The organism is Achromobacter aegrifaciens (genome assembly GCF_902859735.1).
GTDB lineage: Bacteria > Pseudomonadota > Gammaproteobacteria > Burkholderiales > Burkholderiaceae_B > Achromobacter > Achromobacter aegrifaciens.
Map to the genome: position 1 here is coordinate 507,309 of NZ_CADIJY010000002.1, position 17,808 is coordinate 525,116.

Here is a 17,808-nt window from a genome sequence, read left to right on the forward strand (position 1 = left end):
TATGTATGAAATGCGATTTTCCCACCCTCTTCAACCATGACACAGCTGAAAACGCAGGCGCCGCTGCCCGTTCTGGACCCGCTCACCCTGGACGCCCAGGCCGATGCCGCCGCCAGCGCGCTGTTGCGCGAAGGCAGTTCGGCCAACACGGTCGCCAGCTACCGCGCCGCCATCCGCTACTGGAGCGCCTGGTTCGAGCTGCGCTATGCGCGCGCCTTTGCCCTGCCCTTGCCGGAAGCCGCCGTGATCCAGTTCGTGGTCGACCATGCCCAGCGCTCCACCGAGCAAGGCCTGAAATGGGAATTGCCGCTGGCGTTGGATCAGGAACTGGTCCGGCTCAAAGCCAAAGGCAGGCTGGGCGCGCCCAGCCTCAACACGCTGCTGCAGCGCATTTCCGTGCTGTCCAAGGCGCACGAACTTCAAGGCCACCCCAACCCCTGCCGCGCGGCCGCGGTGCGCGAGCTGCTTGCCAGGACGCGGCGCGCCTATGCCCGGCGCGGCGTGGCGCCGGCCAAGAAGGTGGCGCTCACGCGCGAACCGCTGGAGGCCATGCTGGCCACCTGTGACGATTCCCTGCGTGGCATGCGTGACCGCGCCCTGCTGCTGTTCGCCTGGGCCAGCGGCGGGCGCAGGCGCTCCGAAGTCGTTCATGCCACGATGGAAAACACGCGGCGCACGGCCGAGGGGTTTCTGTACGCGCTGGCGTATTCCAAGACCAACCAGGCGGGCGCCGTCCGCGCCAATGACCAGAAGCCCATCGTCGGCGTGGCTGCCCAGGCGCTTGACGCCTGGCTGCGCGCCAGCGGCATCACGCAAGGTCCGCTGTTCCGGCGCGTGCGGCGCGGCGACGTGCTGGGCGAGCCGCTGGCCGCGGCCGCGGTACGGGACATCGTGCAGGAACGCTGCAAGCTGGCCGGCCTGGAAGGCGAGTTTTCGGCGCACAGCCTGCGCTCGGGATTCGTGACCGAGGCGGGACGGCGCAACGTGCCGCTGGGCGACACCATGGCCATGACCGGACATGCCAGCGTGGCCACCGTCATGGGCTACTTCCGCGCCGGGGCGGCGGCCGAATCGCCCGCGGCCCGGCTGCTGGACGAGCCGGACGCCCCGCGCGGGTAAAATCCCGCGCACTCGCCGCAACCCGAATCCTGCCCGACACGATCTTCATGCGAATCAACCTACGCGGGCTGGTGCTTGCGCTTACCGTATGCAGCGCCCTCGCCGCTACCGCCAACGCCCTGTACGCCAGTTACCGGGTGCAGCGTGAACAGCTCATCGCCAATACGCTGGAATCCAACCGGGTGTACGCCGCCAAGCTGGCGGAGAGCGCGGGCACCTTCCTGGACTCGGCCCTGCAGCAACTGGAGTACAGCGCCCGCCATGTCGCCTGGCGCTTCGATGCGCCGGAAGTCTTGAACGCGGAAGTCGCGCGCCTGCGGGAGCAGACGGACAGCTTCAACACGGTCGCCATCATCCGCGCCGACGGCGTCATGGTGGCGGCCAGCCAGGCCATCCGCAGCTTCCAGGGAACGCGGGTCGACAACGCCGCCAGCCGCATGGCGCTGCAGACGCGCAAGCCCCTGATCAGCAAGCCCTATGTGTCCGTTGCCGGCAACCTGCTGATCAACGTCTCGTATCCCATTCATTCCGAGGGCGGCATCTACCTGGGCTACGTGTCGGGCACGATCTACCTGCGCAACGAAGGCGCGCTGCACAACCTGCTGGGCAAGCATCCCTATCAGGACGGGTCTTATCTGTACGTGGTGGATAACGAGGGGCGGCTGATCTATCACGCCGAGAACGACCGCGTCGGCGAGGACGTCACCAGCAATCCCGCCGTGGCGGCGGTGATGCGCGGGGAGGATGGCGCGCAGCGCCTGATCAACACGCGCGGGGTGGACATGCTGGCCGGCTATGCCCACGTCTCGCGCAGCGGCTGGGGAGTAATCGCGCAGCGCCCGGCGTTGGCCACGCTGGAACCCTTGCATGATCTCATCTGGGCGCTGATCCGCTACGCGGCGCCCTTCGCCCTGCTGTTCCTGTTGGCGATCTGGTGGTGTGCGCGCAAGATTTCGCAGCCGCTGTCGCAACTGGCCACCAATGTCGAGCACCACGACATGGCGGTGGCCATGCAGCGGGTGCGCTCGGTGAAAGCCTGGTACTTCGAGGCGCAGCGCCTCAAGCGCGCGGTGATCCGCAGCTACTCGAGCCTGCAGGACAAGATCGGCAAGCTCAACCAGGCCAGCATTACCGATCCGCTGACCGGGCTGCGCAACCGTCGCGGCACGCGTCAGGCGGTGGATGCGCTGCAGGCGGCCGACCCCCCCTTTGCGGTGATCGCGCTGGACATCGACCATTTCAAGCGAGTCAATGACACCTACGGCCACACGGTGGGCGACGAGGCGATACAGGGAATGGCGCAGTTGATGCGCGACTGTTCGCGCCCGACAGACATACTCTGCCGCAACGGCGGCGAGGAATTCCTGATCCTGCTGCCCGGCGCGGGCCCCAGGGAAGCAACGGGCATGGCTGAGCGCCTGCGCAAGACCACGGAGATGCGCCGTGCGAGCGGCTCTCCGGAAATCACGGTGTCAGCCGGCGTGGCGCACTGGACGGCCGGCAGCGCGGACGTGGATCTGGTCTTCCAGGCCGCGGATGCCGCGCTGTACGCGGCCAAGCAGCAGGGGCGAAATCGCGTGGTGACGCACGCGGGCTGACGCCCCTGCCCGCCCGGCGGCTATTTCAGGGCTGTGGCAACGCCGGGTCAGGCGTCCTGGTCTTCGGCGGCATCGGCGTCCGCGGCAACGGTCTTGATGTCCGCTTCCTTATTGGTCTCGGGCGCCTTCCAGTCCAGGGGAGGAATCTCGAATTGCCACTTCTTGCCAACGAGTTGATGAGACATGAACGTTCTCCTGTTCAGGACGCATGGCTTTCCCCCGCGCAAAGCGCAATGCATGAGATTCGTGCGTGCCATGGATGCTGTTTCCAATGGATGCCATCGGAGCGCGGGGGGCATGCGCGCAGGCAACGCAAACGAAAATGGCGGCCGCGGCCGCCAGCGACTTACAAATCTTCTGGCACTTGGTTTTGTTATGATTTTGCCGAAAGATGTTGCATTTTAGCATTAAATTGCCTGAAATAGCAAGCGATTCTGGCGTGGACCACAAAGGCCGCGCCCTGCCCCTGACGCGTCGACGCCGGCAATGGCCAATGACGCAAATGCCCCCGCAACATGACGCGATCGCCACTCCCGCTGCCGGACGGGCCTCCATACACTGGATGCGCCCATTGTCCGGAGACTGATCGTGACCCACGCTCCCATCGAGGGCGGCTGCGATTGCGGCGCGGTCCGCTACCGCCTCGCCAGCCCGCCCATGTTCGTGCATTGCTGCCATTGCACCGTGTGCCAACGGCACGCCGGCACCGCCTTTGCGATGAACGCGGTGATCGAATCCGACCGCGTGCACCAGTTGCGGGGCGAGCTGCGCCGCCATCCCGCAGACAAGAACGCCAATGATGGCGAGACGGTCGTGGTCGTGCGCTGCGCGGCCTGCCTGGGCCTGTTGTGGAGCCATCACCCGGGGTTCGGCGAAACGGTGGCGCTGATCTATGCGGGCACGCTGGACCGCGCCGCCGACTTCCCGCCAGGCGCGCATTGCTTCGTGCGCTCCAAGCACCCGTGGGTGGGCATACCGGACGACGTGCCGGCGGCCGAAGCGTTCTACGACATGGACGCCTGCTGGCCCCAGGCCGCCAGGCAGCGCCTTGACGCCGCGCTGGCCGGCAGCCCGCGCAAGCCCTGGACGCCCAAGGGCTGAATACCCCGCCGCAACAACGCGCGGCGCAACGCCGCAACACCCGTCTGCGCGCCGCGCATCGACCCTGCCCGCAATCCTCGCGCGCTTAGGGATTTCCCCCGTTTTTGCGGAAAAAAAGCCTGTTTGGCGCATATCCCGTGTCCCTGAAAGGTGAACGGAAGTTTGAATTCCTAGACTTCCGCGTTCATTCAAAAGTCAGCTTTTGTTCAGAACGTAGTCAGGCAAAAGCACAACAACGGGAGGACTACAGATGCAATCCAAACGCAGCGCCGCGCGGCGCGAAGTCTGGGCCGCCGGCACGATGATCGTGCTGGGCCTGGGCGCCATCGCGCAGGCATCCACCTACAACATCGGCAGCCTGGCGCGCATGGGGCCAGGGATGTTCCCGGCGATCCTGGGCGTGCTGCTGGTGCTGTTGGGCCTGATCATCGCGCGCATGGCCGCGGCGCCCGCGGCAGCCGATGACGACGCCGAGGACGAGCCTCCGCCCGACTGGCGCGGCTGGGGCTGCATCATCGGCGGACTCACGGCCTTCATCCTGGTGGGCAAATACGGCGGCCTGGTGCCCGCGACCTTCGCGCTGGTCTTCATTTCCGCGATGGGCGACCGCCAGCACACGCCGCGCAGCGCGGCGCTGCTGGCCTTGGGTGTGACCGTGCTGGGCGTGGCCGTTTTCTCCTGGGCGCTGCAACTGCAGTTTCCGCTGTTCCGCTGGGGCTGATCGATGGAAATCTTCAACAACCTGATGCACGGGTTCTCCGTCGCCTTCGCGCTGGACAACCTCATGTGGGCCGTGTTCGGCGTGTTCATGGGCAACCTTATCGGCGTGCTGCCGGGCATGGGCGTGCTGGCCGCGATCTCCATCCTGCTGCCGCTGACCTACACCATGACGCCCACGGCGGCGCTGGTGATGCTGTCAGGCATCTACTACGGTTCGCAGTACGGCGGCGGCATTACCTCCATCATGCTGAACCTGCCTGGCACCGCATCACACGCGGTGGCCTGCCTGGACGGCAATCCGCTGGCGCGCAACGGCAAGGCTGGCTCGGCGCTGTTCATGCTGATGTTCTCGTCGTTCTGCGGCGCGTCGGTCGGCATCCTGGCGATGATTCTGTTCTCGCCCATGCTGGTTGACGTGGCCTTCAAGTTCGGCCCCGCCGAGTACTTCTCCATGATGATGCTGGGCCTGCTGGCCGGCGCCACCTTGGCCAAGGGGTCGGCGATCAAGGGCGTGGCGATGGTGGTGGTGGGCCTGCTGCTGGGCGTGGTGGGCACCGACGTCAACACCGGCACGATGCGTTTTCACTTCGGCATCCTGGAACTGTCCGACGGCCTGCAGATCGTGGCGCTGGCCATGGGTCTCTTCGGCGTGGCGGACTTCCTGAAGAACATCAACCGCATCGGCGGCGATGCCAAGGTGACCACCGCCAAGATCAGCATGAAGTCGATGCGGCCCGAAGCCGGCGACATCAAGCAGTCGCGCGGCGCGCTGGTGCGCGGCACGGCAATCGGCGCGGCCTTCGGCATCCTGCCTGGCACCGGCCCTACCATCGCCTCGTTCATTTCGTATGCGACGGAAAAGAAGGTGGCGCGCGAGCCGCGCCGCTTCGGCCGCGGCGCCATCGAGGGCATCGCCGGACCGGAAGCGGCCACCAGCGCCTCGACCCAGACCAGCTTCATTCCTACCATGAGCCTGGGCATCCCTGGCGATCCGGTGATGGCGTTGATGCTGGGCGCGCTGATCATCCACGGCATCCAGCCGGGACCGCAGATGATGGTGGAGCACGCCGACATGTTCTGGGGGCTGATCGCCAGCTTCTGGGTCGGCAACGTGCTGTTGCTGCTGTTGAACCTGCCGCTGATCGGCATGTGGGTGCGGCTGCTGACGGTGCCGTTCCGCTACCTGTTTCCGGCGGCGCTGTTCTTTGTTTGCGTGGGCGTCTACAGCACCAACAACAATCTGTTCGACGTGGCCATGGTGACCTTGTTCGGCGCGGCGGGCTACGCGCTGATCCGCATGCGCTTCGAACCCGCGCCGCTGTTGCTGGGCTTCGTGCTTGGCCCCATGGTGGAAGAGAACTTCCGCCGCGCCCTGCTGCTGTCGCGCGGCGACCTGACGATCTTCGTCTCGCGGCCCATCAGCCTGGGCTTCGTGGTGGCGTGCGTGGGGTTGATTGCGCTGCTGGTGGTGTCGGCCATGCGCCAACGCAAGCAGCGTGTGGGCCTGGCGCAAGCGGAGTCTTCCGCCTGACGACTGCCGCTGCGTGGCGACGGACCGGCTCCTGCGGGGCCGGTCCGTATGCGCTTCAGGCGTCGGGCGCGGCCAGCGGGCCGGCGGTGTGGCCGTCGATATGGCCCAGCGTGCGCCCGGGATCCAGACGATCGCGCACGCGCTGCTTCAGTTCCTTGGCCGAGGGGAAGCCGCCATCGCTCTTGCGGTCCCAGATCAGGTCGCCGTTGTAGGTGACCTGGAAGATCCCGCCGGTGCCGGGCTGCAGCACGACCTCGCCCAGATCGATGGAAAAGGTGGACAAGAGTTCCTGGGCCATCCAGCCGGCGCGCAGCAGCCACTGGCACTGCGTGCAGTAATGGATGACGATGCGGGGGCGCAGGGCGGGTGTGTTCATAGCTGGAAGATTCTACGCCGGTTCATGGATAATATCGGGTTTTCCCGGGTCTGCGATGGACCCCGAGCCTGCCATGAAGTCTGCATTATCCCCCCGCGGCCAACGCTGGCTGATCGGCCTCCTGATGGGGCTGGTTACGCTTACGCCCATGGGCATCGACATCTATCTGCCCTCCCTGCCCGTCATGGCGCAGGATTACGGCCAGCCCGTCACCGCGCTGCAAGCCAGCATCACCCTCTTCATCTTCGCCGTCGGCGTGGGCCAGATCCTGATCGGCCCGCTGGCCGACCGCTATGGCCGGCGGCCAGTTGCGCTGGGCGGCGCGCTGGCGTATCTGCTGGGCTCGGCGCTGGGCGCCGCGGCCACGTCGCTGGACGTGTTCTATGCCGCGCGCGTGATCCAGGGGCTGGGCGCGTGCTCGGCCTCGCTGGTGGCCTTTGCCGCGGTGCGCGACTGCTTCAGTCCCGCGGTGGGCGCGCGCGTCTACAGCTATTTGAACGGCGCCTTATGCACCGTGCCCGCGCTGGCGCCCATGGTGGGCGGCGCGCTGGCCGTGCATGCGGGCTGGCGCAGCACCTTCGTCTTCATGGTGCTGTTCGCCCTGACGCTGGCCGGCTTTCTGGCGATCCGCTTCGAGGAAACGCGCGCCGCGCCTCCCAGACCGCAAGGCCCGCTCTACAGCCTGCGCCGCTATGCGCCGATCGCGGCCAGCGGACGGTTTCTGTATTTCGCGGCGTTCGGCATGGCCGGCATGGCGATGATCCTGGTGTTCGTATCCGCCGCGCCCGTGGTGCTGGTGCAGCAGCTGGGCTATTCCGAACTGGGCTTCTCCGCCTGGTTCGGCGGCAACGCGGCGATCAACATCGGCGCCTTCTTCCTGGCTCCCGCCTTCATCGCGCGCTATGGCCGCCACACCATGGTGCGCGTAGGCATGGCCGCCCTGCTCGCGGCCGCCGCCATGCACCTGGCCGCTTGGCTGTGGCTGCCCTTGTCGGCCTGGATCTTCATGTTGCCGGTGGCGGTGTTGACCGTGGGCTTTTCGCTGGCGCTGGGATCCGGGCTGAGCCTGGCGCTGGAGCCCTTCGCCGAGCGCGCCGGCACCGCGGCCGCGGTGTATGGCTTGTTCCAGATGAGCGGATCGGCCGTCATCGCCACCCTTTTGCTGGACAGCGGCATGGCGCCCCAAGCGGCGATGGCGCTGATCGGCGCGGTCATCGTCGGGCCGCTGCTGTGCCTGTCGCCGGGCATGGCGCGGCGCCTGGCTGCGGGCTGACGCCGAGCCGCGTAAGCCTCTACTATCCAGGGATAGCCCACCCTGGAGACGACATGAATAACGAACAAGCGGCGCAAGAGCCGATCCTGGCGCGCCACGCCGAAGGCGGCGTGGTGACGCTGCGCCTGAACCGCCCGGGCCAGTTCAACGCGCTGTCCGAAGGCATGCTGGCCGCGCTGCAGGCGGAGATCGACGCTTTGTCGCGCGATGCCGGCGTGCGCTGCGTGGTGCTTGAATCCAGCGGCCGGGCGTTCTGCGCCGGCCACGACCTGCGCGAAATGCGCAGCCAGCCCTCGCTGGATTATTACCGCGACCTTTTCAGGAAATGCAGCGCCGTGATGCAAGGTTTGCAGGCATTGCCGGTGCCGGTGATCGCCAAGGTGCACGGCATCGCCACCGCGGCGGGCTGCCAACTAGTGGCCAGCTGCGACCTGGCCGTGGCGGCCGACACGGCGAAGTTCGCGGTGTCGGGCATCAACGTCGGCCTGTTCTGCTCCACGCCCGCCGTCGCCCTCAGTCGTAACGTATCGGCCAAGCGCGCCTTCGAAATGCTGGTGACGGCGCGCTTCATCGATGCCGGCCAGGCCAGGGATTGGGGCCTCATCAACGACGCCGTGCCCGAGGCGCAACTGGATCAGCGCGTGCGCGCACTGGTGGATGACATCCTGGCCAAGAGCCCCACGGCCATCCGCTACGGCAAGCGCATGTTCTACAAGCAGCGGCAGATGGCGCTGGCGGATGCCTACGACTATGCGGGCGACGTGATGGCGCGCAACATGATGGAAGCCGACGCCTGCGAAGGCATAGACGCCTTCCTGCAAAAACGTCCGCCGCGCTGGCAGTCCTGATTCGACGCCGCGGGGCCGCGCCGCCCGCGGCTCCGCTAGGCCAAGGCCCAGCCGCCGGCCGCGGCCAGCAGCACCACCCAGACGGGCGACCAGCGTGCATAGACCAGCAGGCCGAACAGCAGCAAGGCCAGGCCGAAATCCACCCGATCGCGGATGGCGCTGGTCCAGACCGGGTCGTACAGGGCCGACAGCAGGATGCCCACGACGCTCGCGTTCACGCCCGCGATCAGGTTGCGCACGCCGGGCCGCCGCCGCAGGCTTTCCCAGAACGGCAGCGCCGCCGCCACCAGCAAGGCGCCCGGCAGGAAGATCGCCGCCAGCAACACCAGTCCGCCGGCCCAGCCCGACAAGGGGCCCGACGACATCGCGCCCAGGAAGGCGGCAAAGGCGAACAGCGGCCCCGGCATGGCCTGCGCCGCGCCATAGCCTGCCAGGAAATCGGCGTTGGAAACCATGCCTCCCGCCACCGAGGCGGATTCCAGCAAGGGCAGCACCACGTGGCCGCCGCCGAACACCAGCGCGCCCGCGCGGTAGAAGCCTGAGAGCTGCTGCGCCAGCGGCATGCCGCTGATCGCCGCCCAGGCCGGCAAGACCGCCAGCAGCAGCACGAACAGCGCCAGGGCCGTGAATCCCGCGCGGCGCGACACATTCAACGGCGGCACCGCCAGCGCAGGTCGCGGCGGCACCTGCAGCGCGGCCAGGCCGGCGATGGCGCCCAGCAGGATCGCGCTCAATTGCCCCAGGGTCGTCGGCATGAGGATGGTGATGAGCGCCGCCGCCACCGCCAGTCCCGCCCGTTCGCGGTCAGGACAGAGCGAGCGGCCCATGCCCCAGACCGCTTGCGCAATGATGGCCACCGCGGCGATCTTCAGTCCATGGATGGCGCCCGACGCGGACAGCCAGCCGAACTGCGCCAGCCCCAGCGCGAAGAGGATCAGCGCCACGGCCGTGGGCAGCGTGAACGCCACCCAGGCCGCCAGCATGCCGGCCCATCCGGCGCGTTTCAGGCCTATCGCCATGCCGACCTGGCTGCTGGCCGGCCCCGGCAGGAACTGGCACAGCGCCACCAGGTCGGAATACGCATAGTCGTCCAGCCAGCGCCTGCGCTCCACGAATTCCGTGCGGAAATACGCCAGGTGCGCCACCGGCCCGCCGAAGGACGTCAGCCCGAGGCGCAGGAATACCAGGAAGACTTCCAGACAGGACCCCCGGCCGGGCTGCTCGCGCGTGGCAGTGGCGGGCTTGCTGGCGACGTGTTCGTCTTGGTGGGGAGGCAGCGGCGGCATGGGATTCGGCTTCATCGGCAGGCGGGGCATGAGGGTCCTGCCCCCGCCCCATGCTTATAGCCGGGCGCCGCGGCGGATTCAACCGCCTGAACGGGCCGGGCCATATGGCGGGTTTACCTCGCCCGCGTAGCCGCTACAAACAACTTTACAAATACCCTACAAATATCGGCGGACTGCCCGGCGGCATGCCCCTAGCATCGCGAGTCCTCATCCGGCCGTATCCCCCATGTTCAAGTTCGCGATCCGCATCTTCGTCGTCGCCGCCATCGGTTATGTCGCGGGGTCGCAGCTGGTGGAACGCAGCTTGATGTATCTGCTGGATTCGGTCAGCGCGGATCTGTCGTACCAGGCTGTCCGGGGACAGATGCATGTGCTGCGCACGGAACTCGACAGCATCGCGCCGGCCGCTCGCGCCGAGCGCCTGCGCGACGACATCCAGCCGCTTTACGGCCTGGGCCTGGGTCTGCTGGCCGATGCCGACGTCACGCCCAGCACAGAGGAACAGCGGCAATTGGCCACGCTGGGCATCATCATGCGCGACGATTACAACGTCTATCTCGCGCCCTTGGCGGGCCAGCCCCGGCAGTGGCTGGAAGTCCGCCTGCCGCGCGCGCCGGTGCTGGAGCGATGGGTCACCGTTGGCGTCTGGACTGCGTTGAGCCTGATCGTGGGCATCATCCTGCTGCTGCTGTGGGCCCTGCCCCTGTGGCGCGACCTGGACCGGCTGCGCAACGCCACGCTGCGCATGGGCCAGGGAGACCTGGGCGCGCGGGTGCGGCTGTCGCGCCTGGCCGGCATGCGGCACGTGGGCGAAAGCTTCAACCAGATGGCCGAGCGCATTTCGGCGCTGGTCGAAAACCAGCGCAGCCTGACCAACGCGGTCTCCCACGAATTGCGCACGCCGCTGGCGCGACTGTCCTTCGAGGTCGCCATGCTGGGCCAGGACCAGCACCTGCCCAAGCGGCACCAGATACTGCGCGACATGCAGGCCGACATCTGCGAACTGGAAACGCTGGTGGCCGAATTGCTGGTCTATGCGCGGCTGGAACGCCCCACCGACGACACCGTCCGGCTGGAAACCGTGGACACCTGCGACTGGCTGGGCGAAGCGCTGGCGCAGGTGGCGCACCAGGCCGAGGCGCGTGCGATCCAGTGCCATGTGCATCGCGACTACCCGCCGCGCGTGCGGCTGCATCCGCGCTACATGAGTCGGGCCTTGCTGAACCTGGTGCAGAACGCGGTGCGCTACGCCAGCCGCCACGTGGAGGTCAAGCTCACCCAGTGCCCGTCGGGCGGCTTCGAGCTGATCGTGGACGACGACGGCGGCGGCATCGCGCCCGCCGACCGGACACGCGTGTTCGAACCCTTCATCCGCCTGGATGAAAGCCGCGACCGCGGCACCGGCGGCGCCGGCCTGGGCCTGGCCATCGTCTGGCGAGTGGCCGCCAGCCACGGCGGCGGTATCGAAATCCACGACAGCCCCCTGGGCGGCGCACGCTTCGTGTTGCGCTGGCCGGCCTGAGCATGGCCCAGGCGAAAACTCCATTTATGGCACTACCTTCCTGGTCCAAGCCGCGGCATCCTGTCGGCACGAGATTCCGCTCGGCAACACGCATCGAAAAGGTAAGAACATGACCCAGCGTTTGAATTATTTCCAGGTATCCGAGGAACAGTCCAGGAAGTACCTGGAATTCAGCATGTCGCTGAAGAAGACCCCCATCGTGCAGGAGGTCGGCGAACTGGTGGACATCCGCGCGTCGCAAATCAACGGCTGCGGCTTTTGCCTGGACATGCACGTCAAGCAGGCCCGCATCGCCGGCGAGCGCGAACTGCGCCTGCATCACATCGCCATCTGGCGCGAGTCCACGCTGTTCTCGCCGCGCGAGCGCGCCGCGCTGGCCTGGACCGAGGCGGTCACCACCCTGTCGGCGCAGGGCGTATCGGATGCGGTCTATGAGGACGTGCGCGCGCAGCTGTCCGAAAAGGAAATTTCCGACCTGACCCTGCTGGTGGTCGGGATCAACGGCTGGAACCGGCTGAACGTGGCATTGCGCACCGTGCCGGGTTCGGCCGACGCGGCCTACGGCCTGGACAAGGCCGGGCTGAACTAGGACTGCATCAGCTGCAGTATGCGCAGACCCAGTTCACGGGCCTGCGCCTGCGTGGCGATATTGGTGAAGCTGAGCAGCAGCGCCGATTGCCCCTGTGGGGCGGCGTGCCAGCGCGACAATACGCCCGCATACATGCCCTGCTCTTCCATCCGCCCGGCCAACGCCACGTCGCTCTGGCCGTCTTCCAGGCGCGCCACCAGATGCATGCCGCCGGGCTGCGGCTCGATCCGCAGGCGCTGCCCCAGCGCATCATTCAGGCCCGCCACGGTCGCGGCGCGCCGTTCCGCGTACAGCTTGCGCATGCGCTGGATGTGGCGGCCGAAATGGCCTTCGGCCATGAAGGCGCTCAATATGGCCTGGGTCAGGCCAGGCGCAGCGCCCGCCTGCAAGCGCGCGGACTGCGCGAAGCGTCCAGCCTGCGCCTCGGGCACCACCAGATAGGCCAGCCGCAGGCCGGGAAACAGCACCTTGCTGAAGGTGCCCGCGTACAGCACCCGCCCCTGCGTATCCAGGCTCTTCAAGGCCGGCAACGGACGGCCGACGTAGCGGTATTCGCCGTCGTAATCGTCTTCCACGATCCAGGCCCCGCAGCGTTCGGCCCAGTCCAGCAAGGCCTGCCGGCGCGGCAATGACAAGGACATGCTCAAGGGGCTTTGATGGGCAGGCGTCACCACCGCGCCGCGCGCCCGCCCCGCCCGCTCGATGCCGGCGCCGACCATGATGCCGTCCTGGTCCACCGGCACGGGCACGGGCTTCAAGCGCGCCTGCTCCAGCAGCGCGCGGGTTGGCGGATAGCCTGGATCTTCCATCCAGACCTGGTCGCCGGCTTCGAACAGCGTCTGCAGGATCAGCGCCATCGTGCTGTTGTAGCCGGCGGTGATGAACACCTGCGAGGGCTGGCAATGGATGCCGCGCGCCACCTGCAGATAGGCGGCGGTCGCGCTGCGCAGGGCTGGCAGGCCGCCGCTGGGCGGATAGGCCAGGTCCCCGGCCTGCAGGCCGCGCAGTTGCCGCGCGCCCAGGCGGGCCCAGAGCTTGCGGGGAAATTCATCCAGCGCCGGCAAGCCCATCTGGAACGGCCGCAGGCCCGAGGGTTCGCGCCAGCCCGGGCCGTCGCCGGGCGTCTCGGCAGGAATGGCCACGGCGGGGGGCGGCGCGTGCTGGGGCTGCAGGTCGGGCGCTACCACCGTACCGGCCTGGCCGCGCGCCTGGATATAGCCTTCCGATGCCAGCAGTGAATACGCGACCTCCACCGTGCCGCGCGCCACGCCCATCTCCTTGGCCAGCGCCCGCGCCGATGGAATGCGGTCGCCTGGCTTGAGCGTGCCCTGCGCAATGGCGCCGCGAAAGCGCTCGTAGACCTGGCGGTACAGAGGCTCGGCGCCGTCCGGCGGCATGGGCGGGTCCTGCTGCTGCGGGCTGATCATGGCATAGTCCAGAATTCAATTTATGGCCCTTCTAATTATGGCATGCGGCTCCTAAGATGACTGCACTTGAACCCTGACACCGCCAGTGCATCCATGACCGACGCCACTATGCAACACCTCGAAAGCCCGCAGGACCTGAGGGCCTGCCTGCCGCTCATGCGGGAACTCAGGCCCCATCTGAAAAACGAAGCCGATTTCGTCGAACGCGTGAGCCGCATGCGCGCCGACGGCTACCGGCTGCTGGCCGCCATGGACCACGGCCAAGCCGTCGCGCTGGCCGGCTACCGCGTGCAGGAAAACCTGATCTACGGCCGCTTTCTGTACGTGGACGACCTGGTGGTGGCGGACGGCCGCCGCGGCGAACGCTGGGGCGCCCGGCTCCTGCAAGCCCTGGACGCCGCCGCGCGCGGCCACGGCTGCGCCCGCCTGGTGCTCGACACCGGCCTGGGCAACGCCCTGGCCCAACGCTTCTATTTCCGCGCCGGTCTGTTGACCAGCGCCATCCGATTCAGCAAATCCCTGGAAACCTCCGCCTCATGAATATCCTGCGCATCATCTGCAGCCCGCGCGGCCGCGCCTCCGAAAGCTATCGCCTGTCGCAAGCCATCGTCGACCAACTCACCGCCGCCGCGCCCGACGCGGCCGTGGTCGACGTCGACGCGACCGCCCTGCCCCTGGTCGACTCCGACTACGCCGCCACGCTGAGTGCGCGCCAGGACCCCACGGACGGACGCGAGAATCGGGGCGCGCTGGGCCGCTCAACCGAACTGATCCAGTCCCTGCAGGCCGCGACCCACGTCGTCATCGCGACTCCGATGCACAACTTCACCGTGCCGGCATCGTTGAAAACCTGGATCGACCACGTGGTGCGGGTGCGCAGCACCTTCCAGATCACGGCGCGCGGCAAGGAAGGCAGCCTGGAGGACCGTCCGGTATACGTGGCGATCTCGTCCGGCGGCGACTTCGGCTGCGACGGGCAAAGCCAGCCGGACTTTCTCACGCCTTATCTTAGGCACGTGCTGGGCACGATGGGCCTGAAGAACGTGACATTCTTTTCGGTGCAGGGCACGGCGCGGGGCGCGGAGGCATTGCAGGCGGCCCGCGCGCAGGCGCAATCGGAGATCGTCGCGCATCCGTTCGCGGCGGGTCTGCATCCGGAGTTCGCGGCAGCTTGATCGCGCCGGGGCTGGTGCCCGCGCATCATGGCGCGCGCACCAAGCCGCCTCATGCTTAGGAATAGCGCCGGCGCCGAGCCCGCTTACGCAAGAAGTATTAGGCAATCGGGCTGCGTTGACACCCCCAAATAGCCGGCACTACGCTCTTGGCCAGAACCCTCTCGCCTGACCAGACTACGCCGTACTTCCTCATTCGGGCATGGGTGCAGGAGGCGTGCAATGACACTGACCAGTCCCGGTATTTTCCTGGCGGCCGCGCTTGCGCTGTGGGTCCTCGCCGCGCCGCGCGCCGAGGCGGCCTGCAGCGACAAGAAGATCGTGGCGATGGCCAACGACGGCCGCACGGTCAACGCCATTGCCAAAGCCTGCAGCATGCCGACGGCCAAGGTCCGGGGCGTGATCGAGCGCGCCGATGCGAACGACGAAGCGCCGCCGCCCGCGCCCAAGGCCAAGGCCGAACGCGCCGCTGTGCCGGAGCTGCCCAAGAAACTGCCGTCCGGAGCCGGCCTTGCCTCATGCGATTGCCAGGGCATGGTGCCCTATGGCGAACGGGCGCCGGACCTGCGCTGCCAGAGCGGCATGTCGATGGCGACGCCCTGCGCGGGCTATTGCTCGCCCCACGGGGTCGCGCCATGGCGTCGCATATGTAGTTAGCCCTACTGCCTGGCGCTGGGCATGAACCAGCGGTAGTAGGCGTTGCCGCCATCATCGCGCGCCAGCTTGTTCATTTCCCTGCCCCAGGTTTCACGATCCCCCACATAGGCCGCCAGCGACGCCCGGTAGAACGTGTCGAGCCGCGCCCGCTCCAGTTCCATGTCGGCGCGCAGCGCGTCGGACGCGCCGGTCAGCGGCGGTTCGCCGCGCAGGGCCAGCAGCGCGGGCAGGACGCGCGCCACTTCGCGCGGGCGGACCCAGGTTGCGTACTCGATGCCCGGGCGGTCGTCGGTCACGGCCGGGGTATCGCCGGCAAAGCGCGCCAGGCCTTCCCGGTCCGTGACCCAGGTGGACAACAAGGCGGCGGCGGATGGCACGCCCACAGCCTGCAACGCGGCGGCGGTGTCGGGCTGGCCGTAGCGCGCCTGGATGCGGGCCGCGTCCAGCGTCAGCGGCTGCATGGAACCCAGCAGCAGCATTTCATGCAGTTCGCTGGTCCAGAGCTGGGCATGCGGAAACACCAGGATGAAGCTGGCGATGAGCGCGCGGGTGTCGTCTTCGTTCTGCGTGGGCAGCGGCAGCCATTGCGCCACGATGCCTTGCGGCGCCAGCCGGCTTGCGGCCAGTTGGTAGAAGTCGCGGGAATACAGATTCACCACGCCCGCGGCGGAAGGCGGCGGCGGCTCCAGCGTGATCAGGTCCCAGCGTTCGGCGCTGGCCTGCAGCTCGCGGCGTCCGTCGCGCAGCCGCTTGTCCAGGCCAGGATCGGTGGCGGCCTGGAACGTGCCCTGGAAGTGCGGCGCGGCGCGCAGCACGGCTGGCAGCAGCTCGGCGACCGCCCGCTTTTCGAGCCCGCGGTATTGCGACAAGGCGCCCGCCGTGATGCCGGTGCCATAGCCCACGACCAGCGCGGACTTGGGTTCGCCCGCATGCACGATCAAGGGGAGCAGCGCCTGCAGCCGCATGTAGCGCAGCGAAGGCATGGCGTCGCCCGAATTCGATACGCCCTGGATGTAGAGGCGGTGGAAGCGGTTGCCGTTGCCGGCGCGCTCGACCACGGCCACGGTGCCGCCATGGCTTTCCTCGTAGAACACCAGGCCCGCGCCGCTCGCCCCAGGCAGTAGCCGCGCAAACTGGTCTGCCGGCAGCGTGGCGATCAGCGCCAGCGTGGCGAAGCCCGCGATGCCGGTGGCCCACCCGGTGGCGGCGCGGCCGTCCGCACGCCCGCGCCAGGCGGCAACGGCGGCCACCGCCGCGGCGATGGCCGCCAGCACGCTCAGCGTGCGTACCAGCCCCAGGGCGGGCAACAGCAGGAATCCCGTCAACAAGGTGCCCGCGATGCCGCCCAGCGTGTTGCAGGCGAGCACGGCCCCGGCTTCCCGCCCCACCTGCCGGTCGCCCACCGCGATGCGCAGCACCGCGGGAAACGCCGCGCCCAGCAGCAGCGTGGGCGCCAACACCAGGCTGGCCGCCGCTACCGCGAAGCGCGCGCACATGCCGGCAAAGCCGCTGCCCGTCCATTGGTAGACCGCCGCTTCCGCCTGCGTCTGGGCCACGATCAGCCATTTGCCCAGCAAGGCCACCTCCAGCACCGCGATCAGGCCTGCGCCAGCGATCAGGAAGCCGAACACCGGCCAGGGATTGCGCACGCGATGGGCCCAGCGCGCATAGAGCGCCGCGCCGATGGCCAGCCCGGCCAGATAGGTGGCCAGCACGATGGCGAAGGCGAAGGCGCGTGTGCTCATGAAGGGCACGATCATCTGCGACCAGATCACTTCGTAGCCCAGCGCCACCGCGCCAGCCACCGCGTACAGCGCCACGGCCAGGCGCGCCTCGCCCGACAAGGGCGCCGCAGCGGCCTGCGGATTGTCGGCGGGCGTCGCGCTGTCGCCTGCCCTGCGGTCCAGCATCCAGGCGCCCAGCGCCGCCAGCACGTTGAGCGAGGCCGCGGCCAGCGCCGCACCTTGCACGCCGAAGCGCGGAATCAGGAAGAACGCGGGCAGCAATGCGCCCAGGATGGCGCCGCAGGTATTCGCGGCGTACATTGCTCCGCCGGAGCGGCTCACGTCCGCGCCCTGATGCCGGCTCACGGCGCGCAGCAGCACCGGCAAGGTGCCGCCCATCAGGAATGCGGGGATGGCCAGCAGCAGCCCTACCGCCAGCCAGGCCGCCAGGCTGCTATGGGCCTCGACCGCGACAAAGGCGGCGGCGCTGCGCGCCAGCAGCCACGTCACCGCGATGCAGGACAGCGCCACGCCCGCTTCCAGCATGGCGTAGAAGCGTACCGGGCGCCGCAACTGGTCCGCCTTGCGGCCCAACAACCAGCCGCCCAGCGCCAGGCCCAGGAAGAATGCGCTGACAGCGCCGGCGATGGCGCTGACCTCCACGCCCACCACCAGCGACAACTGCTTGATCCACAGCACCTGGAACACCAGGGCCGCCGTTCCGGACAGGAACAGCAGCGCGGCCGGCCGGACCGCCGTCAGGGCGCGCCCTTGCGCCGCCTTGTCGTCCACATCATGTCCCTGCATCGCTGCCTCGCTTGCCCCCATGCCCATCATGCTGCTCCTGCTGCGTTGCCGGGCGGCG

The 17,808-nt window shown here is 68.2% G+C and carries 17 protein-coding genes; 12 read left to right on the plus strand and 5 right to left on the minus strand.

Annotated features, from left to right (window positions below):
- Positions 1-36 precede the first annotated feature (36 nt).
- Together HV766_RS08305 and HV766_RS08310 are read left to right on the plus strand one after the other, a co-directional pair.
- On the plus strand, positions 37-1,119 hold the full coding sequence (locus HV766_RS08305) for a site-specific integrase (RefSeq protein ID WP_175180957.1): 1,083 nt from the start codon (positions 37-39) through the stop codon (positions 1,117-1,119).
- A gap of 47 nt (positions 1,120-1,166) precedes the next feature.
- Positions 1,167-2,717: a sensor domain-containing diguanylate cyclase gene (locus tag HV766_RS08310; protein ID WP_175180958.1), complete on the plus strand. Its 1,551-nt coding sequence runs from the start codon at positions 1,167-1,169 to the stop codon at positions 2,715-2,717.
- A gap of 47 nt (positions 2,718-2,764) precedes the next feature.
- On the opposite strand, the gene HV766_RS08315 is transcribed toward HV766_RS08310, so the two are convergent.
- A complete protein-coding gene (locus tag HV766_RS08315; RefSeq protein ID WP_166738303.1) occupies positions 2,765-2,902 on the minus strand; it encodes a hypothetical protein in 138 nt (45 codons plus the stop codon).
- A 403-nt stretch (positions 2,903-3,305) separates the two neighbouring features.
- On the opposite strand from HV766_RS08315, the gene HV766_RS08320 reads away from it, so the two are divergent.
- From HV766_RS08320 to HV766_RS08330, 3 genes are all read left to right on the plus strand, one after another.
- Positions 3,306-3,818: a GFA family protein gene (locus HV766_RS08320; RefSeq protein ID WP_054454352.1), complete on the plus strand. Its 513-nt coding sequence runs from the start codon at positions 3,306-3,308 to the stop codon at positions 3,816-3,818.
- A gap of 250 nt (positions 3,819-4,068) precedes the next feature.
- Positions 4,069-4,539 (plus strand): tripartite tricarboxylate transporter TctB family protein, encoded by a 471-nt coding sequence (locus tag HV766_RS08325; protein ID WP_175180959.1) that lies wholly within the window; start codon positions 4,069-4,071, stop codon positions 4,537-4,539.
- 3 nt (positions 4,540-4,542) lie between these two features.
- Entirely contained in the window at positions 4,543-6,069 is a 1,527-nt protein-coding gene (locus HV766_RS08330; RefSeq protein WP_054454346.1) for a tripartite tricarboxylate transporter permease, read from the plus strand.
- A 55-nt stretch (positions 6,070-6,124) separates the two neighbouring features.
- On the opposite strand, the gene HV766_RS08335 is transcribed toward HV766_RS08330, so the two are convergent.
- The gene (locus HV766_RS08335) at positions 6,125-6,445 is read right to left on the minus strand and encodes an Rdx family protein (RefSeq protein WP_054454343.1); all 321 of its coding nucleotides are present in this window, start codon (positions 6,443-6,445) and stop codon (positions 6,125-6,127) included.
- A 73-nt stretch (positions 6,446-6,518) separates the two neighbouring features.
- Between HV766_RS08335 and HV766_RS08340 the strand changes: the two genes are divergently transcribed.
- Both HV766_RS08340 and HV766_RS08345 read left to right on the plus strand, forming a co-directional pair.
- On the plus strand, positions 6,519-7,718 hold the full coding sequence (locus tag HV766_RS08340) for a multidrug effflux MFS transporter (protein WP_175180960.1): 1,200 nt from the start codon (positions 6,519-6,521) through the stop codon (positions 7,716-7,718).
- A gap of 53 nt (positions 7,719-7,771) precedes the next feature.
- Positions 7,772-8,566: an enoyl-CoA hydratase gene (locus tag HV766_RS08345; RefSeq protein ID WP_054454340.1), complete on the plus strand. Its 795-nt coding sequence runs from the start codon at positions 7,772-7,774 to the stop codon at positions 8,564-8,566.
- A 35-nt stretch (positions 8,567-8,601) separates the two neighbouring features.
- Here the strand turns inward: HV766_RS08345 and chrA are convergent, their stop codons facing one another.
- Positions 8,602-9,852, minus strand: a complete 1,251-nt coding sequence (gene chrA, locus HV766_RS08350) for a chromate efflux transporter (RefSeq protein ID WP_175181076.1) — start codon at positions 9,850-9,852, stop codon at positions 8,602-8,604.
- 226 nt (positions 9,853-10,078) lie between these two features.
- Between chrA and HV766_RS08355 the strand changes: the two genes are divergently transcribed.
- Positions 10,079-11,374: an ATP-binding protein gene (locus HV766_RS08355; RefSeq protein WP_119449221.1), complete on the plus strand. Its 1,296-nt coding sequence runs from the start codon at positions 10,079-10,081 to the stop codon at positions 11,372-11,374.
- A 109-nt stretch (positions 11,375-11,483) separates the two neighbouring features.
- Complete coding sequence (locus HV766_RS08360; protein ID WP_119449220.1) at positions 11,484-11,963, plus strand: carboxymuconolactone decarboxylase family protein; 480 nt, start codon at positions 11,484-11,486, stop codon at positions 11,961-11,963.
- Here the strand turns inward: HV766_RS08360 and pdxR are convergent.
- A complete protein-coding gene (gene pdxR / locus HV766_RS08365) occupies positions 11,960-13,390 on the minus strand; it encodes a MocR-like pyridoxine biosynthesis transcription factor PdxR (protein WP_082400994.1) in 1,431 nt (476 codons plus the stop codon). The genes HV766_RS08360 and pdxR overlap by 4 nt on opposite strands.
- 93 nt (positions 13,391-13,483) lie before the next feature.
- On the opposite strand from pdxR, the gene HV766_RS08370 reads away from it, so the two are divergent.
- From HV766_RS08370 to HV766_RS08380, 3 genes are all read left to right on the plus strand, one after another.
- Positions 13,484-13,930: a GNAT family N-acetyltransferase gene (locus HV766_RS08370; protein WP_054454331.1), complete on the plus strand. Its 447-nt coding sequence runs from the start codon at positions 13,484-13,486 to the stop codon at positions 13,928-13,930.
- Positions 13,927-14,565 carry an FMN-dependent NADH-azoreductase gene (locus HV766_RS08375; RefSeq protein WP_054454329.1) on the plus strand — a complete coding sequence of 213 codons (639 nt, stop codon included), beginning with the start codon at positions 13,927-13,929 and terminating at the stop codon, positions 14,563-14,565. The genes HV766_RS08370 and HV766_RS08375 overlap by 4 nt, the downstream gene beginning before the upstream one ends.
- A 219-nt stretch (positions 14,566-14,784) precedes the next feature.
- The gene (locus HV766_RS08380) at positions 14,785-15,219 is read left to right on the plus strand and encodes a hypothetical protein (protein WP_119449217.1); all 435 of its coding nucleotides are present in this window, start codon (positions 14,785-14,787) and stop codon (positions 15,217-15,219) included.
- Positions 15,220-15,221: 2 nt separating this feature from the next.
- Here HV766_RS08380 and HV766_RS08385 read toward each other — a convergent pair whose 3' ends face one another.
- Complete coding sequence (locus HV766_RS08385) at positions 15,222-17,777, minus strand: fused MFS/spermidine synthase (protein WP_175181077.1); 2,556 nt, start codon at positions 17,775-17,777, stop codon at positions 15,222-15,224.
- Between the last annotated feature and the right edge of the window lie 31 nt (positions 17,778-17,808).

Excerpts from the sequence above, each read along its gene's own strand:
- HV766_RS08305 (WP_175180957.1), top strand. The coding sequence starts at position 37 with ATGACACAGCTGAAAACGCAGGCGCCGCTGCCCGTTCTGGACCCGCTC.
- HV766_RS08310 (WP_175180958.1), top strand. The coding sequence starts at position 1,167 with ATGCGAATCAACCTACGCGGGCTGGTGCTTGCGCTTACCGTATGCAGC.
- HV766_RS08315 (WP_166738303.1), bottom strand. The coding sequence starts at position 2,902 with ATGTCTCATCAACTCGTTGGCAAGAAGTGGCAATTCGAGATTCCTCCC.
- HV766_RS08325 (WP_175180959.1), top strand. The coding sequence starts at position 4,069 with ATGCAATCCAAACGCAGCGCCGCGCGGCGCGAAGTCTGGGCCGCCGGC.
- HV766_RS08330 (WP_054454346.1), top strand. The coding sequence starts at position 4,543 with ATGGAAATCTTCAACAACCTGATGCACGGGTTCTCCGTCGCCTTCGCG.
- HV766_RS08335 (WP_054454343.1), bottom strand. The coding sequence starts at position 6,445 with ATGAACACACCCGCCCTGCGCCCCCGCATCGTCATCCATTACTGCACG.
- HV766_RS08340 (WP_175180960.1), top strand. The coding sequence starts at position 6,519 with ATGAAGTCTGCATTATCCCCCCGCGGCCAACGCTGGCTGATCGGCCTC.
- HV766_RS08345 (WP_054454340.1), top strand. The coding sequence starts at position 7,772 with ATGAATAACGAACAAGCGGCGCAAGAGCCGATCCTGGCGCGCCACGCC.
- chrA (WP_175181076.1), bottom strand. The coding sequence starts at position 9,852 with ATGCCGCCGCTGCCTCCCCACCAAGACGAACACGTCGCCAGCAAGCCC.
- HV766_RS08355 (WP_119449221.1), top strand. The coding sequence starts at position 10,079 with ATGTTCAAGTTCGCGATCCGCATCTTCGTCGTCGCCGCCATCGGTTAT.
- HV766_RS08360 (WP_119449220.1), top strand. The coding sequence starts at position 11,484 with ATGACCCAGCGTTTGAATTATTTCCAGGTATCCGAGGAACAGTCCAGG.
- pdxR (WP_082400994.1), bottom strand. The coding sequence starts at position 13,390 with ATGATCAGCCCGCAGCAGCAGGACCCGCCCATGCCGCCGGACGGCGCC.
- HV766_RS08370 (WP_054454331.1), top strand. The coding sequence starts at position 13,484 with ATGACCGACGCCACTATGCAACACCTCGAAAGCCCGCAGGACCTGAGG.
- HV766_RS08375 (WP_054454329.1), top strand. The coding sequence starts at position 13,927 with ATGAATATCCTGCGCATCATCTGCAGCCCGCGCGGCCGCGCCTCCGAA.
- HV766_RS08380 (WP_119449217.1), top strand. The coding sequence starts at position 14,785 with ATGACACTGACCAGTCCCGGTATTTTCCTGGCGGCCGCGCTTGCGCTG.
- HV766_RS08385 (WP_175181077.1), bottom strand. The coding sequence starts at position 17,777 with ATGGGCATGGGGGCAAGCGAGGCAGCGATGCAGGGACATGATGTGGAC.